This is a genomic window from Mycobacterium sp., from assembly GCF_035633495.1.
Taxonomy (GTDB): Bacteria; Actinomycetota; Actinomycetes; order Mycobacteriales; family Mycobacteriaceae; genus Mycobacterium.
The window spans coordinates 76961-91830 of sequence record NZ_DASQEU010000056.1 but is presented as its reverse complement, the minus strand read 5'-3'; the positions used below and the strand labels follow the sequence as shown (position 1 = coordinate 91830).

Sequence of the window (14870 nt, the reverse complement as noted above, 5' to 3'; positions counted from 1 at the left end):
TCACAACGAAAGACGTGGTCAATGATCTGTTCGGTTTCACTACCAACCAGAACGCCCACGCCTGCCGAATTGGTTCCCGGAGCGAGGGATGTCGCGCGTCACGTGCGGGCACCGCGTACCGCCGACACGACGTAGTCCGCGCCGGTGACCACGGTCAGCACGATCGCCGCCCACATCAACACCCAGGCCGCGGTCAACCAGTGACCATCCAGTGGCAGGACGAACAGGCCGATCGCCACGGATTGGACCATTGTCTTCAGCTTGCCGCCGCGACTGGCGGGGATGACGCCGCCGCGGATGACCGCGAACCGGAGAATGGTCACGCCGATCTCGCGGACGAGGATCACCGCGGTCACCCACCACGGCAGATCGCCGAGCAGGGACAGGCCGACGAGCGCCGCTCCGATCAGCGCCTTGTCGGCGATCGGATCGGCGAGCTTGCCGAATTCGGTGACCATGTCGTAGCTGCGGGCCACCGCCCCATCGACGCGGTCGGTGATGACCGCCGCTGCGAAGACGATGAAAGCGACGACCCGCCAGTACGTTTCGTGGCCGTCACCGACGAACAGGGCGAACAGGAACACGGGAACCAAGACGATGCGCAGTCCCGTGAGCACGTTGGCGACGTTCGCCACACCGGCACGCGGCACCAGCGGATCGACGTCAGACGGGCCCGGCACGTGCATCAGAATATCCGTTGTGCAAACCGATACCCTCACTGCTGTGACCGGAGCGCTTCAAACCGACGAACTCGTGGTCCGTCGCGCCCGCACTTCTGACGTCCCCGAGATCAAATCTCTGGTCGACATCTACGCGGGCAAGATCCTGCTGGAGAAGAACCTCGTCACCCTCTACGAAGCCGTTCAGGAGTTCTGGGTCGCCGAGCTCGACGGCCAATTGGTCGGGTGCGGGGCACTCCACGTGCTGTGGGCCGACCTCGGTGAGGTGCGCACCGTCGCCGCGCACCCCCGGGTGCGGGGCCGTGGCGTCGGGCACGCCGTCGTGGCGCGCCTCCTGGACGTGGCCCGGGAGTTGCATCTGCAGCGCATCTTCGTGCTCACCTTCGAAACCGAGTTCTTCGGCATTCACGGGTTTCAGGAGGTCGAGGGCACCCCGGTGACCGCTGAGGTGTACGACGAGATGCGGCGTTCGTACGACATGGGTGTCGCCGAATTCCTCGACCTGTCCTACGTCAAGCCCAACATCCTGGGCAATACCCGGATGCTGCTGACGCTGTAGGTGGCAATCGTCGCCGAACGTGACGCCACTGCGAAAAGTCAGCCGAGAATTCGCAGTGGGCTCACGTTCGACGGTCGAATGCTCGGCCCACCCGTCCGATGATGCTGCCGTCGGTGTCCTCTGCGGTGACACGCACGTCGTCCCAACCCGACTCGGTGACGGCCTCGAATCGCCTGATGTCCTTGTCGAATTGGATGCGGCTCATCCGATGGTGCTCGCCCTCGTAGTCGACACCGACCTTGATGGCGCGCCAACCCATGTCGATGACGGCGACGAGCTTTCCGTACTCGTCGTACACCGGAATCTGTGTTTCCGGACGGGGAAAGCCTGCCTTGATGAGTAGCAACCGAACTCTGGTCTCCTGAGGCGACTCGGCACCGGGATCGACGAGGTCCAGGGCCTCGAGGGCGGCGCGAATTCCGCGGCGTCCCCGATACCGCTCGGCCAGCAGTTGCACGTCGGCGACCTTCAGCCTGGTGGCCCGCGCCAGCGAATCGATCGCAGCGACGGCGTCATCGAGTGGGTAACGGCAGGCGATGTCCAGGGCGGTGCGGGCGGGAGTGGTCACGACGACGCCGAAAGCCTTCTCGATCTCGTCGACTCCGTAGCGGTCCGACGACGTTCGGATACCGTCGGGCGGTCGCCGGTTCGGGTACAGGATCTCAGCGGGCGCCGCTGCGTCCACCCACTTGGCGCCGTGAAGCGCCGCGGCAGACTGACCTGCGACGACTCCTGCGCGTCCTGACCACAACCACGCCGCTTTCGCGCGCGCCGCGGCCGTGAGTTCCGAGCCGCGCGGCAGGTAGACGTCGCGATGGACGGCGTCGTACCGGCTGCGAAGACGATACGGCGTGAGTCGACCTCCGCCGAGCGCCTCACTCCCGATGAACGGCTCCCCCACGCGAGGAGTGTGCCCATGGCGTCCGACACGTCGCCGAACGTGACGCCACTGCGAGAAGTCAGCCGGGAATTCGCAGTGGGCTCACGTTCGACGCGTCACTCGTCGTCGGCGTCCGCCCCGTTGGCGTCCGCGCCACCGCGGATCAGCATCAGCGTTCCCGCCAGCTCGTCGGGCTTGACCAGCACCTCGCGGGCCTTGGAGCCCTCGCTGGGTCCGACGATGCTGCGCGTCTCCATCAGGTCCATCAACCGGCCCGCCTTCGCGAAGCCCACCCGCAGCTTGCGCTGCAGCATCGACGTCGACCCGAACTGGGAGGACACCACCAGCTCGACCGCCTGCAGGAAGACGTCCATGTCGTCGCCGATGTCGGGATCGACGTCGGTGCGCTCACCCGCGGGCTTGGCGGCGGTGACGCCCTCGGTGTAGTCGGGCTCCGCCTGCGCCTTGGTGGCCTCGACCACGGCCTGGATCTCTTCGTCGGAGATGTAGGCGCCCTGCAGTCGGATGGGTCTGTTGGCGCCCATCGGCAGGAACAGCCCGTCGCCCATGCCGATCAGCTTCTCGGCGCCGGCCTGGTCCAGGATGACCCGGCTGTCGGTCAGCGATGACGTGGCGAACGCCAGCCGTGACGGCACGTTGGTCTTGATCAGACCGGTGACGACGTCGACCGACGGCCGCTGCGTCGCCAGCACCAGGTGGATGCCCGCGGCGCGGGCCTTCTGGGTGATGCGGACGATGGCGTCCTCGACGTCCCGCGGTGCGGTCATCATGAGGTCGGCGAGCTCGTCGACGATCGCGAGGATGTAGGGATACGGCTTGTACACCCGCTCGCTGCCCAGCGGAGCCGCGATCTCACCGGAGCGCACCTTCTCGTTGAACACGTCGATGTGGCGCACGCGGTTGGCCTGCATGTCCTGGTAGCGCTGCTCCATCTCCTCGACCAGCCAGGCCAGTGCGGCGGCCGCCTTCTTGGGCTGCGTGACGATGGGCGTGATGAGGTGCGGAATGCCTTCGTAGGGCGTGAGTTCCACCATCTTCGGGTCGATCAGGATCATCCGGACCTCGTCCGGGGTGGCACGTGCCAGGATCGACACCAGCATCGAGTTGACGAAGCTGGACTTGCCGGAACCGGTCGAGCCGGCCACCAGAAGGTGCGGCATCTTGGCGAGGTTGGCCGAGATCATCTCGCCCTCGATGTCCTTGCCCAGGCCGATCACGAGCGGGTGGTGATCGCGGCGGGTGGACGGGTCGGTGAGGACGTCCGCCAATCGCACCATCTCGCGGTCGGTGTTGGGCACCTCGATGCCGACGGCCGACTTGCCGGGGATGGGCGCCAGCATCCGGACACTCTCGGTCGCGACGGCGTAGGCAATGTTCTTCTGAAGCGCGGTGATCTTCTCGACCTTCACGCCGGGGCCGAGTTCGACCTCGTAGCGGGTGACGGTCGGTCCACGGGTGCATCCCGTGACGGCGGCGTCGACCTTGAACTGCTGGAGCACCGACCCGATGACCTCGACCATCTTGTCGTTGGCGGCGCTTCGGAGCTTGGGCGGATCCCCCGCGACCAACAGGTCCAGTGACGGCAGCACGTACGGGCCCTCGACGACGCGATCGAGTGACGGGGTGTCGCCGTCGCTCGAGGCGGCCTTCGGTTCCTTCTTTCGTCGCGCCCGCACCTTGGGCTCGGGCACGGTCGGGGTCTCGTCGACGAGCGGTTCGTCCAATGGGTAGTTCTCCATCGGAGTCCTGACCGCGGAGGGCGCCCCCGGCCACTGCGCCTCGTCGCCGCGGCACGACGCCGGGTCGTCGTAGTAACCGTCGGAGAAGTCCTCGGGCTGCTCGGCGGGGTACTCGTCGTATTCGGCGTCCTCGTCGTAGTCGTCGTCGTACGTGTCGCCGCGGTAGGCACTCATGAACATCGACTGCACGGCGGCCGGAACCTCCCGGATGGTCGTACCGGTCACCAACAGCAGACCGAACAGCACGCCGATGATCAACAGCGGGTTGGCTATCCACGGGGTGAGCCCGTCCGACAGCGGCCCACCGATCGCGAAGCCGATGAATCCCGCGACCCGTTGCCGATCGGCGGGGTCCGTCGGGGCGCCCGACCAGAGGTGCCAAAGACCGAGCACCGGCAGCGCGATCATGGCGGCGCCCAGGACGAGTCGCGGACGGGCCTCCGGATTGGGCTCGGTGCGCATCAACAGCACGGCGAGCGCCACCAGAAGAACGGGCAGCAGCACGACGGCCGAGCCGATGACGACGCGCACGACCGAGTCGATCCACCCGCCGACGGGTCGTGCCGCGTCGAACCACGAACTGGCCGCGAGGACGACGGATACCGCGAGCAGGCCGAGCGCGATGCCGTCGCGACGGTGTCCCGGCTCCAGGTCGCGGGCCCGACCGACCGATCGCGCAGTGGAACCCGCGCCCTTGGCCAGCATCAGCCAGCTGGCACGGGCGCCCTTGCCGATCGCGGAGCCTGCGGCGGAGACGGGAGAGGAGTTGCGGCGTGGCGCGGGCTTCCGCCGCGGGGCGGCAGGGCGCGTCGAGCGCGTTCGGGGCTTTGAGCTGCTCGAACGAGCCCCCGAACGGGCGGCGGTCTTACTGGCCATGGGCCCAAGACTAGTCGCAACAACCCCAAATTCACCATTAGCCACACAGGTAACAAATTGCTAACTGTACGACGACGAGATCCGTAGGACCGCGACGAGGCTCCTGGCTGTGCATACTCACAAGTGTGGGGCGTCGAACCAACCCGCGACGACGGAATCCGCAGCTGTCGCTACTCTCGAGACGGTGATTCCCAACGGCCCGAATGCGTGATGTTAGGCCCTTGTTAGACAACGTAATTCGATACGACGCTGTCGCATCGGGTCCCGTGGCTCGCGCCGCCGTGGCACCGCGTCTGGCCGAAGGAGCGGTGACCGTGGCCGCCCTGGACGGGCTTCGGGAGGTTGTCCGCTGACCGTGCCACGTGCTGGGTAGTGTGAGCGGCGCCGAACCCACTCATCGAGGAGTCTTGTTCACATGCCGATCGTCGTCGTCGCCACCATGACCGCAAAGCCCGAGTCCGTCGACGCCGTGCGAGACGCCTGCACGCAAGCGATCGAGGCCGTCCACGAAGAGCCTGGTTGCGAGCTGTACTCCTTGCACGAGGCCAACGGCACGTTCGTCTTCGTCGAGCAGTGGGCCGACGAGGACGCACTGAAGACGCACAGCACCGCTCCCGCGATCGGCGCGCTCTTCGGGGTCATCGGCGAGCACCTCGACGGTGCGCCGGACATCAAGATGCTGCAGCCGATCGCGGCGGGCGACCCCGCCAAGGGTCAGCTCCTCGGCTAGCGTGCCCGCGCCCGATGGCCCACTGAAGGGCCGTGTCGCGTTCATCACCGGCGGGGCCAGAGGTCAGGGTCGCGCGCATGCGGTGCGATTGGCGTCCGACGGCGCCGACGTCATCGCGGTCGACCTGTGCGATCAGATCGCCTCGGTCCCCTACCCGATGGCCACCGCCGACGACCTCGCTGCGACCGTCAAGCTCGTCGAGGACACCGGTGCCCGCATCGTCGCGTTGCAGGCCGACGTCCGTGACCGCGCGGCGCTCAAGACCGCGTTGAAAGCCGGCGTCGACGAACTGGGCGGACGCCTGGACATCGTGATTGCCAACGCGGGCATCGCACCAATGGCCGGCGACGAAGCCTGGCACGACGTCATCGAGGTGAACCTGACGGGCGTGTTCCACACCATCGAAGTCGGGATGCGACCGATGGTCAAGGCGGGCAACGGCGGAGCGATCATCCTCACCAGCTCGGTGATGGGGTTGATCGGGCTCGCGTCCTCGTTCGCCGGTTCCATCGGATACGGAGCCGCCAAGCATGGCGTGGTCGGGCTGATGCGGTCGTACGCGAATCTTCTGTCGCCACATGGCATCCGGGTCAACTCGATCCATCCGGCCGGGGTCCGCACCCCGATGATCGACAACGAGTTCACCCGACAGTGGCTCGATGGCGTCGCGAACGGCAGTGACGGCGGGCCGGATCTGGCTGGCTCCGTGAACATGGAGACCGTCGAGCCGGAGGTCATCGCCGACACGGTTGCCTGGTTGGTGTCGGATGCGGGCAAACACATCACCGGGGTGGCGCTGCCGGTCGACGACGGTTACGTCAACAAGCGCTGAGCGACGGCGCTCAGACCTCGATGACCGTCGGCACGATCATCGGTTGGCGACGGTACTTGTCCCCCACCCACTTGCCGATGGCGCGTCGCGCCGCTTGGGCGATGCGGGTAGGGTCCGTAACCTTTTCCGCCGCAAGCGATTGCAACGCTTCTTCGACGAGGCGGGTGACGGGCTCGAGGGCCTTGGGGTCCTCGGAGAAGCCCCGCGAGTGCAGATGCACCGGTGCCGCGGACTTGCCCGTACCTCGGTTGAGCACGATGGTGACGGCGATGAATCCCGATGACAGCGTGAGCCGTTCGCCCAACGTCGCGTCTCCCACGTCACCGGTGACCAACCCGTCGACGAACATCTTGCCCACCGGCACCGCGCCGGCGATCGAAGCCCGACCCCCGACGAGGTCGACGCTGACGCCGTTCTCGGCCAACACGATGTTCTCCTCGGGAACGCCGGACTTCACCGCCAGTGCGGCGTTGGCGCGAAGATGGCGCCAAGTGCCATGCACCGGCATCACGTTGCGCGGCCGAACTCCGTTGTACAGGAACAGCAATTCACCCGCGTACGCGTGACCCGAAACATGGATGCGCGCTTGGGCGTTGGTCACGACGCGGACGCCGATCTTGGCCAGCGAGTCCAGAACGCCGAAGATCGCCTCCTCGTTGCCCGGGATCTGCGACGACGACATGATGATGAGATCACCCCTGGTCAGCGTGATGCTGCGATGCTCGCCGCGCGACATCCGCGACAGCGCGGCCATGGTCTCACCCTGAGTGCCGGTGGTCACCAGCGTGACTCGCTCCGGGGGCAGCATCTCGGCCGCGGCGATGTCGATCACGTCGTCGTCGTCCACCGTGAGGAACCCGAGGTCCTTGGCGATCCCCATGTTGCGCACCATCGACCGGCCGACGAACGACACCTTGCGGCCCAGCGCCACCGATGCGTCGATGATCTGTTGCACGCGAGCGACGTTGGAGGCGAAACAGGCGACGATGACCCGGGCGTCGGCGCCGCGGATCAGCCGGTGCATGTTGGGGCCGATCTCGCTCTCCGACGGTCCGACGCCAGGGATCTCGGCGTTCGTCGAATCACAGAGGAAGAGGTCGACGCCCGCATCGCCGAGACGCGACATGCCCGGCAGGTCGGTGGGTCGGCCGTCGAGCGGCAATTGGTCGAGCTTGATGTCACCGGTGTGCAGGAGCGTGCCGGCGCCCGTGTACACGGCGATGGCCAGCGCGTCGGGGATCGAGTGGTTGACCGCGAAGTACTCACACTCGAACACGCCGTGCCTGCTGCTCTGCTTCTCGGCGACCTCGATGAACACCGGCTTGATGCGGTGCTCACGGCACTTCGCCGCGATGAGTGCCAAGGTGAACTTCGATCCGACGACGGGGATGTCGGGCCGCAGCTTCAGCAGGTGCGGAATGGCGCCGATGTGGTCCTCGTGGGCGTGGGTCACCACCAGGGCCTCGATGTCGTCGAGGCGGTCCTCGATGTGCCGCAGGTCGGGCAGGATCAGGTCGACGCCCGGCTCGTCGTGCCCAGGGAACAACACTCCGCAGTCGATCACGAGCAGGCGACCGAGGTGCTCGAGCACGGTCATGTTGCGACCGATTTCGCTGATGCCGCCGAGCGCCGTGACGCGAAGTCCGCCGGGGGCGAGCGGGCCGGGTGGCACTAGTTCACCGGTCATCGGAGCACTCCGGCCGTCCGCATGTTTGCCTCCAGCGCCTCGATCTGCGCGGCCGTCGCGGGAATCTGCGGGAGCCGCGGGTCACCGGTGTCGAACCCCAACAGCTTGAGTCCCGTCTTGGCCATCGTGACGCCGCCCAGTCGTTTCTGCGCGTCGTTTAGCGAACCGAGGGCGACGTGGCTCTTGCGGGCGGTCGCGAGGTCGCCGGACGTGAAGGCCGACAACATGTCTCGCAATTGGCTCGCCGCGAAGTGCCCCCATACGCTGATGAATCCGGTGGCGCCCATCGCCAGCCACGGCAGGTTCAGCGCGTCGTCTCCCGAGTAGTAGGCCAACCCCGTCTCGGCCATGATCATCGCGCCGCCGTGCAGATCGGCCTTGGCGTCCTTGATGGCGACGATGTTCGGATGGGGCGCGATGGCACGGATGGTGTCCCACTCGATCGGGACCACCGAGCGCGGCGGGATGTCGTACAGCACGTTCGGCAGCGCGGTGGCGTCGGCGATGGTGGTGAAGTGCGCGATCAACCCGGCCTGAGGCGGCCGCGAGTAGTAGGGCGTCACGACCAGCAGGCCGTGGGCACCCTCGGCCTCGCACGCCTTGGCGAGGTGCACGCTGTGCGCCGTGTCGTAGGTTCCGGCCCCGGCGATGATCCTGGCGCGGTCGCCGACGGCTTCGAGCACCGCGCCGAGCAGGGCGAGCTTCTCGTCGTCGGTGGTCGTCGGCGATTCGCCGGTGGTTCCCGAGACCACCAGACCGTCACACCCTGCGTCCACCAGGTGCTTCGCAAGCTTCTTGGCGGCGGCCAGGTCCAACGAGCCGTCCGGGCCGAACGGCGTCACCATGGCAGTCAGCACGGTGCCCAGACGTGCGCTGACATCGAATCCGCTGGTGCTCACGCGGTTGAGATTACCCGCTCGACCCTGGCTTTCACGAGCACCGGGGCTCAGTCGGCCAGCAGCCCCACCCGGCGCATCGCCGTGGAGATCAACTCGAAGTCGATGCCGACGCGGGCACGGCCATCGCGTCCGCATAGTCGGCGCGGCCGTCGGCGATCGCGTCGATCACCTCCCCGTGCTGTGACCTCAACTCCATCTCGCGCATGGTGGTCGGACCCCACAGATGGGCGGGCGCGCCGATGCTGACCGAGGCCTCCAGGTCGACGAGTACCTGCTTGAGCACCGCATTGTGGGCAGTGTCCATGATCGCCAGGTGCAGTCGGCTGTCGGCCTGCTGTGCCGCGAGGCCGCTTTCAGCGGTCCGGTACGCCTCCAGTGCGGCCCGCAGCTCGTCGACGTCGGTAGCCGTTCTGGCATCGGCCGCTGCCCGACACACCGCGCCGTGAAGTCGGGCGATGGCGTCGGTGGAGGACTCGGGTCACCTCTCGACGACGTAGGACCCGCCGCCACGGCCGCGGCGGGTCTCGAGCAGTCCGCGCTCGACCAGCCGGGCCAGTGCGGCGCGCACCGTCATGCGCCCGACGCCCAGAGCGGCGGCGAGGTCGCGCTCGACCGGCAGCCGGGCACCGGGCAGGTGCTCACCGATGGCGATGGCCGTGATCAGCCGGTCGGTGATATCGTCGACCCGCGTCGGCATCGCCAACTGCTGGGCAAGCAGGCCCGACGGCGGCACGGCGACACGGTCGGCCATCGGTGCGCTCCCCTTCTCGTCGATACGAGAATGTTGATTCGACTCAATTGGTCTTGCAGCGAGACCATTTAGGGGTACACGCTGAGCGCCATGCTTGTCCATACCCGCACAGTGCGGTCTGGTGTGGCTGGTCACCGGCGCGATCGTGTTCGCGATCAACGTGTACCGAGGCAAGGGTTTGCCGAAGCTGGCCGAGGAGAACGCGACGCACTGACTGCTGGCCTAGGGTGAGCCATGCCAGCCAAGACGATCGCTCCTCGCCTACTCGGCGTCATCGACGACGACATCCTGCCGCTGACCGAACGGGGCGTCGAGGGGGGCAACAAGGTGTTCGGGGCGGCGATCCCGCGCAAGTCCGATCTTTCGCTCGTCATCGCGGGCACCAACGATGAAACCGACAATCCGCTGCTGCACGGTGAGATCAACACGCTCAACCAGTTCTATGATCTGACCGACCGACCGCCCACGCCAGAGTTGGTGTTCCTGACCACCCACGAGCCGTGCACGATGTGCATGTCGGCCATCACCTGGGCAGGGTTCGACAACTACTACTACTTCTACAGCCATGAGGATTCGCGGGACAGTTTCGCGATCCCGCACGATCTGGTGATCCTCAAGGCGGTCTTCGGCCTGGATCCCGGCGGCTACCGCCGAACCAATGCGTTCTGGACCGCCTACTCGATCTCCGACCTGATCGAAGCCGAGGACGAGCCGCTACGCAGTGAGTTGCGAGTACAGCAACGGCAGATCCGGGAGCGGTACGCGGCGCTGTCCGATGCGTTTCAGGAATCCAAGGGCGACAACGACATTCCGTTGAGCTGACCGAAGCCAACGCCTCGACGCCGATAGCCCGGTTCCATCCGCTCCGCGCGTCGTGGAGCATCTGAAGCAGGCGGGGTCGTTGCGACGCGCAGGCCATCCTGGCATCGGAGGTCCAACTCAGCGGGCAAGGTTCGGCAGAACCGCGCCCAACCGTTTTGTGTTAGTCTTCTAACATGTTAGTCAGCTAACGTAAAAACTGGGAGGTGACATGGCCGACGACGTCGCCATCGTCGGTGCGGGTCCGACGGGATTGGCGCTGGCCTGTGGCCTACACGCAGCCGGCCTGAGCGTCCGGGTACTCGACGCCGCTGAGGGCCCGGCGGTGACGTCGAGGGCCTTGGGGCTGCAGCCGCGCGGGGTCGAGGTGCTCGACCGGCTCGGTGCCCTCGGCGACCTGCCGCGGCAAGGCTTGCCCATTGCGCGGGTGGAGGTCGCCGTCGAGGGACGTCCAATGGCGAGCCTGAATGTCGGACAGCAGACCAGCCTGGGCGGGCCGCGCGCACTTCTCATGTCGCAAGCAGTCATCGAAGGTGCGCTGCGCCATCGTCTGGCTGAGTTGGGCGGAGCTGTCGAGTGGGGAAGGCCGGTAAGCGAACTGGCGGTGCGCCCAGACGAGGTCACGCTGCGGCTCGGAAACGGGCCGGAGGTCACCGCCGGGTGGGTCGTCGGCGCAGACGGAGCCCACAGCGTCGTCCGCAAGGCGGCGGGCATTGGATTTCCCGGCGTCCCGATCGTCGAGCGCTTCATGCTCGCCGACGTACACGCCGACGTCGACCGGCCGCGCGACGGTGCCCACACCTGGATGCGCGGAAAGGTCATGCTGGCCGCCTTTCCGCTTCCGGGAAGCGATCTGTGGCGGTTGATGAGCCCCGCGAGTGGCGACGCCACGCACGCCCTCGGGCCCGACGAGATCGTGGAGTTGCTCGGCGCCAGGTTGGCCACCGAGACGGGTGGCACGATTCGTGCCGCGGAGTGGACGTCAACCTTCCGCATCCAACGCAGGATCGCCGACGCCTATCGACGGGGACGCCTGTTCCTAGCGGGTGACGCCGCCCACATCCACAGCCCGTTCGGTGGACAGGGCATGAACACCGGCCTCGGCGATGCGGAGAATCTGGCGTGGAAACTCGCCGCAGTCGTGGGGGGTCACGCCGATGAGCGGCTGCTCGACACCTATGAGGCGGAGCGACGCCCCATCGCCAAGGACGTGCTCAGCACTACCAGCGGGTTGACCGAACTGGTCTTGGGCGAGGGGCGTGCCGCCCGTCTGCTGCGTGACCGCGTCGCCGTTCCCCTGCTGAACCAGCGCTGGATGCAGCGTCTCATCACAGACAAGTCGTCACAGCTGCAGATCTCCTACCGGCGTGGACCACTCGGCACTCGACGTCTCTTCCCGGTGCATCGGCCACGCCCTGGTGACCGGGTCCCCGATGGTACGTACGTCGGCGCCGACGGCACTGCGACCCGGCTCTACGAAGTGCTCGGGTGGCGTTGGGCGCTCATCGGACCAGCCGAGTTCGACGAGGCGACCGCACGGTTGGGCGGGGTGGCCCTGCTCCGGGCCACGGGTGAATCAATGTTGGTTCGGCCCGACGGCCACCTAGCCTGGCGAGGGTCGGATGCGAATGACCTGAGAGCGTGGCTGGACCGTACGCTCGGTTCGCGCGCCACGGTTCGCGCCAGATGAGTCAGGCGGATTGGCGGGCCGACAAGAAGGCCAGGACGCGTAGCGCGATCCAGGAGCAGGCGCTGCGACTCTTCGCCGAGAAGGGCTATGACGCAACGACGGTAGAAGACATAGCAGCTGCGGCGGGCGTGTCCCACATGACTTTCTTCCGGTACTTCCCGCGCAAGGAAGAGGTCGTCGAGTACGACGAATACGACCCGATGCTCGCCGAGCTGGTGGCTGCGCGGCCACCCGATGAGTCTCCACTGCAAGCGTTGCACGGCGCCGTTCGGTCGGGGCTCGAAGCCATCCTGCCGACCGACGGCGCCAACGTGCTCGCGCGGACCCGACTGGTGTTGCGCAATCCGACACTGCGTGGCCGCAACTGGGTGGCCCAGGACGCCACCATCGACGTGTTCGCAACCGCGCTGGCCCGGCGCAGCGGCCTACCCTCCCCTAATTTCGCCACGACCGCACTGGCCGCCGCGGCGCTGGGCGCGATGAACGTAGCGATCACTGAATGGGCGAAGTCCGACGGCGCCGATCTGCTTGTGCTGACGGACGCCGCCTTCGCTGCGCTGGAGGCCGGTGGGGACTGAAGGAACCCCCACCGACGTCCCGAATTAGCTTGCCCCGGCACCGGTTACCGCGGTGTCGCGCCCACGAACCTCACCACCACGTCGGCGAGTTCGCGGCCCTTGTCCTCCTGCAGGAAGTGGCCCCCGCCTACGATCGTCACCGGCGACTGACCGTGGGCCCCGGGAATGAGCCTGCCCAGCACGGCGTCGGCGCCGCGGGTGATCGGATCGGAGTCGGAGAACGCACACAGAAATGGCTTGTCGAACGTGCTGAGGACCTCCCAGGCAGCTCGGTTCGCTGGCGCAGCCGGATCATCCGGGCTGGTTGGCACCAGCAGCGGGAACTGCCGCACGCCGGCCTTGTAAGCGTCGTCGGGGAACGGTGCGTCGTAGGCGGCGATCACCTCGGGCGCCAGTGTCGACACGCAGCCGCCGTTGATGATCTGACCGACGGGGAAGTCGGGGATCTCCTGACTGAAGCGCTGCCACGCGAGGAACGCCTCTCCGGGGTGGTGGTCTCCGGTCGGCAGCATGGTGTTGGCAGCAACCACCCTGGCGAATCGATCCGGGTGTTCGCCGACCAGTCGCAGCCCGATCAAACCACCCCAGTCCTGGCAAACCAGAGTGACGTCGGTCAGCCCGATCGCCTCGATGGCCGCCCACGTCCAGTCCACGTGCGCTTGATAGGTGTAGTCGTCGCGGCGGGTGGGCTTGTCGCTGCGACCGAAGCCGATGAGGTCGATCGCCACGGCGCGCAGGCCGGCGTCGACCAGTACCGGAATCATCTTTCGATACAGGTAGCTCCACGATGGCTCTCCGTGGAGCAGCAGCACGACCTCGCCGTCGGAAGGCCCCTCGTCCAGGTAGTGCATGCGCACCTTCCCACCGTCTCCCGAGTCGACCTCGACGCAGCGGGGGGCGAAGGGGAAGTCGGGCAATCCGTCGAATCGCTCGTCAGGGGTGCGCAATACGTCCATGGCGGTGCTCCTTTGCACTTCTGGGTCGGAGACGGTGATCGACGTCGGACGGACTCCACCGACGAAGCTGAGCCTGCGCGGCGTCGACGGCATCGCCCATCGGGGTGATGTCGGCTCGGACGCGCCCCAGCAGCATGCCGCCCAGCAACGCGGCGATGACGTTGGCCGCCAGGCGTTCCGGGTCGGCTTCGGCGACGAGCTCACCACCTGCCCGCATCCGCGTCAGCCCCGCTGCCAGCAGCGCCACCCACTGCCCGAATGCCGCGTCCAGGCGCGGCCGAAAGGACTCGTCGTTCTTGAGCTCGGCTGCCAGTATCCCCAGCGGGCAGGCGAATGGGCCGCCGGGCTGGTCGTGCATGCGAAGAATCGCGGACAACCACTCGTCGAACGTCGGCCATGATTCGATGTCCGCCAGCGCGGGCTGGGCGGCGATGACCAGTTCGAGCTGACGGTCGATCACGGCGCCCAACAGATCGGCCTCGTCGTCGAAATAGTGATACAGCTGGGACTTGCCGCAGCCCGCCGCAGGAAGGACGTCGAGACTCGTGGCGCGAACACCGCGATGGTAGATCAGCAGCGGCTTGGCCGTCCCGCCCGTCAGCGGTGCGCCTTGGCATGTTGGAGCAGTTCGTCCACCGACCACTGGTCGGCGGCGTGCTTGCCGTACTTGGCGTCGATCACCGTGCCGGTGCTGTCGATCAGAATGTCGGCGGGCAGACCGAGGTGGCCGCCGTTGGCGCGATGCATCCCAGCCGAGAACCGCAGCTTGCGGGCCGCAGAAGGAGAATCCACGACGGCTTTGACGACCGGTGCCATCGAACGCGGGTCGGCTACTGACCGTAGCGAAGTCTCCACACCGAATCGTCGGTAGAGCGTCCGGTCCGGATCGGCGACGAGGGCGAACGGCATGTCGTCCACATAGGTCTTCAGCTCTTCGGGAGTGGAGTGAAACATCACCACCTCGCGGATGCCCGCTGAGGCGATCTCGTTGTGGCGCTTCACCACAGACTGAAGGTGCACGTTGCAGATCGGACAACCGGCAAATCGTCGAAATTGCAGGTGAGTAAGCCTGTCCGGATCGGGAACGGTGATCGTGTCGCCGTCGACGGTGCGCAGTTCATGCACCTCGATGACGTCTCCTGGCCGAACCTTCATGGCGACTCCCAACCTGCC

16 protein-coding genes are annotated in these 14870 nt (G+C 66.9%); 6 read left to right on the top strand and 10 right to left on the bottom strand.

Features of this window, described 5'->3' with window-relative positions:
• Window positions 1-98 precede the first annotated feature (98 nt).
• Window positions 99-686: a CDP-diacylglycerol--glycerol-3-phosphate 3-phosphatidyltransferase gene (pgsA, locus tag VET27_RS08875; protein WP_526517141.1), complete on the bottom strand. Its 588-nt coding sequence runs from the start codon at window positions 684-686 to the stop codon at window positions 99-101.
• On the opposite strand from pgsA, the gene VET27_RS08870 reads away from it, so the two are divergent.
• Complete coding sequence (locus VET27_RS08870; RefSeq protein WP_526517139.1) at window positions 598-1239, top strand: amino-acid N-acetyltransferase; 642 nt, start codon at window positions 598-600, stop codon at window positions 1237-1239. The two genes, pgsA and VET27_RS08870, sit on opposite strands and share 89 nt — an antisense overlap.
• A 61-nt stretch (window positions 1240-1300) precedes the next feature.
• Here the strand turns inward: VET27_RS08870 and VET27_RS08865 are convergent, their stop codons facing one another.
• Together VET27_RS08865 and VET27_RS08860 are read right to left on the bottom strand one after the other, a co-directional pair.
• Window positions 1301-2140, bottom strand: coding sequence for a type IV toxin-antitoxin system AbiEi family antitoxin (locus tag VET27_RS08865; RefSeq protein ID WP_526517137.1), 840 nt, complete (start codon window positions 2138-2140; stop codon window positions 1301-1303).
• A 95-nt stretch (window positions 2141-2235) separates the two neighbouring features.
• Window positions 2236-4755 carry a DNA translocase FtsK gene (locus VET27_RS08860; RefSeq protein WP_526517135.1) on the bottom strand — a complete coding sequence of 840 codons (2520 nt, stop codon included), beginning with the start codon at window positions 4753-4755 and terminating at the stop codon, window positions 2236-2238.
• 415 nt (window positions 4756-5170) lie between these two features.
• Here VET27_RS08860 and VET27_RS08855 point away from each other — a divergent pair, with 415 nt between their 5' ends.
• Window positions 5171-5485 carry a putative quinol monooxygenase gene (locus tag VET27_RS08855; protein ID WP_526517133.1) on the top strand — a complete coding sequence of 105 codons (315 nt, stop codon included), beginning with the start codon at window positions 5171-5173 and terminating at the stop codon, window positions 5483-5485.
• 1 nt (window position 5486) lies between these two features.
• Complete coding sequence (locus VET27_RS08850) at window positions 5487-6317, top strand: mycofactocin-coupled SDR family oxidoreductase (RefSeq protein ID WP_526517131.1); 831 nt, start codon at window positions 5487-5489, stop codon at window positions 6315-6317.
• A 10-nt stretch (window positions 6318-6327) separates the two neighbouring features.
• Here VET27_RS08850 and VET27_RS08845 read toward each other — a convergent pair whose 3' ends face one another.
• The 4 genes from VET27_RS08845 to VET27_RS08830 form a co-directional block, all read right to left on the bottom strand.
• The gene (locus VET27_RS08845; protein ID WP_526517129.1) at window positions 6328-8004 is read right to left on the bottom strand and encodes a ribonuclease J; all 1677 of its coding nucleotides are present in this window, start codon (window positions 8002-8004) and stop codon (window positions 6328-6330) included.
• Window positions 8001-8903, bottom strand: coding sequence for a 4-hydroxy-tetrahydrodipicolinate synthase (gene dapA, locus VET27_RS08840; RefSeq protein ID WP_526517126.1), 903 nt, complete (start codon window positions 8901-8903; stop codon window positions 8001-8003). Before dapA ends, VET27_RS08845 begins: the two co-directional genes overlap by 4 nt.
• A gap of 88 nt (window positions 8904-8991) precedes the next feature.
• On the bottom strand, window positions 8992-9339 hold the full coding sequence (locus tag VET27_RS08835; RefSeq protein WP_526517124.1) for an FCD domain-containing protein: 348 nt from the start codon (window positions 9337-9339) through the stop codon (window positions 8992-8994).
• A gap of 42 nt (window positions 9340-9381) precedes the next feature.
• On the bottom strand, window positions 9382-9654 hold the full coding sequence (locus VET27_RS08830) for a winged helix-turn-helix domain-containing protein (protein ID WP_526517122.1): 273 nt from the start codon (window positions 9652-9654) through the stop codon (window positions 9382-9384).
• A gap of 234 nt (window positions 9655-9888) precedes the next feature.
• Here VET27_RS08830 and VET27_RS08825 point away from each other — a divergent pair, with 234 nt between their 5' ends.
• From VET27_RS08825 to VET27_RS08815, 3 genes are all read left to right on the top strand, one after another.
• Window positions 9889-10476: a nucleoside deaminase gene (locus tag VET27_RS08825; RefSeq protein ID WP_526517120.1), complete on the top strand. Its 588-nt coding sequence runs from the start codon at window positions 9889-9891 to the stop codon at window positions 10474-10476.
• Between the two features lie 208 nt (window positions 10477-10684).
• Window positions 10685-12163 (top strand): FAD-dependent oxidoreductase, encoded by a 1479-nt coding sequence (locus tag VET27_RS08820; protein WP_526517118.1) that lies wholly within the window; start codon window positions 10685-10687, stop codon window positions 12161-12163.
• The gene (locus tag VET27_RS08815) at window positions 12160-12741 is read left to right on the top strand and encodes an acyl-CoA-like ligand-binding transcription factor (RefSeq protein ID WP_526517115.1); all 582 of its coding nucleotides are present in this window, start codon (window positions 12160-12162) and stop codon (window positions 12739-12741) included. Before VET27_RS08820 ends, VET27_RS08815 begins: the two co-directional genes overlap by 4 nt.
• A gap of 44 nt (window positions 12742-12785) precedes the next feature.
• Here VET27_RS08815 and VET27_RS08810 read toward each other — a convergent pair whose 3' ends face one another.
• Genes VET27_RS08810 through VET27_RS08800 form a run of 3 tightly spaced genes read right to left on the bottom strand, consistent with a single transcriptional unit; the run spans window position 12786 to window position 14852 of the window.
• Window positions 12786-13697 carry an alpha/beta fold hydrolase gene (locus VET27_RS08810; RefSeq protein ID WP_526517113.1) on the bottom strand — a complete coding sequence of 304 codons (912 nt, stop codon included), beginning with the start codon at window positions 13695-13697 and terminating at the stop codon, window positions 12786-12788.
• Window positions 13675-14340, bottom strand: coding sequence for a TetR/AcrR family transcriptional regulator (locus VET27_RS08805; protein WP_526517111.1), 666 nt, complete (start codon window positions 14338-14340; stop codon window positions 13675-13677). Before VET27_RS08805 ends, VET27_RS08810 begins: the two co-directional genes overlap by 23 nt.
• Entirely contained in the window at window positions 14295-14852 is a 558-nt protein-coding gene (locus VET27_RS08800; protein ID WP_526517109.1) for a peroxiredoxin-like family protein, read from the bottom strand. The genes VET27_RS08805 and VET27_RS08800 overlap by 46 nt, the downstream gene beginning before the upstream one ends.
• Between the last annotated feature and the right edge of the window lie 18 nt (window positions 14853-14870).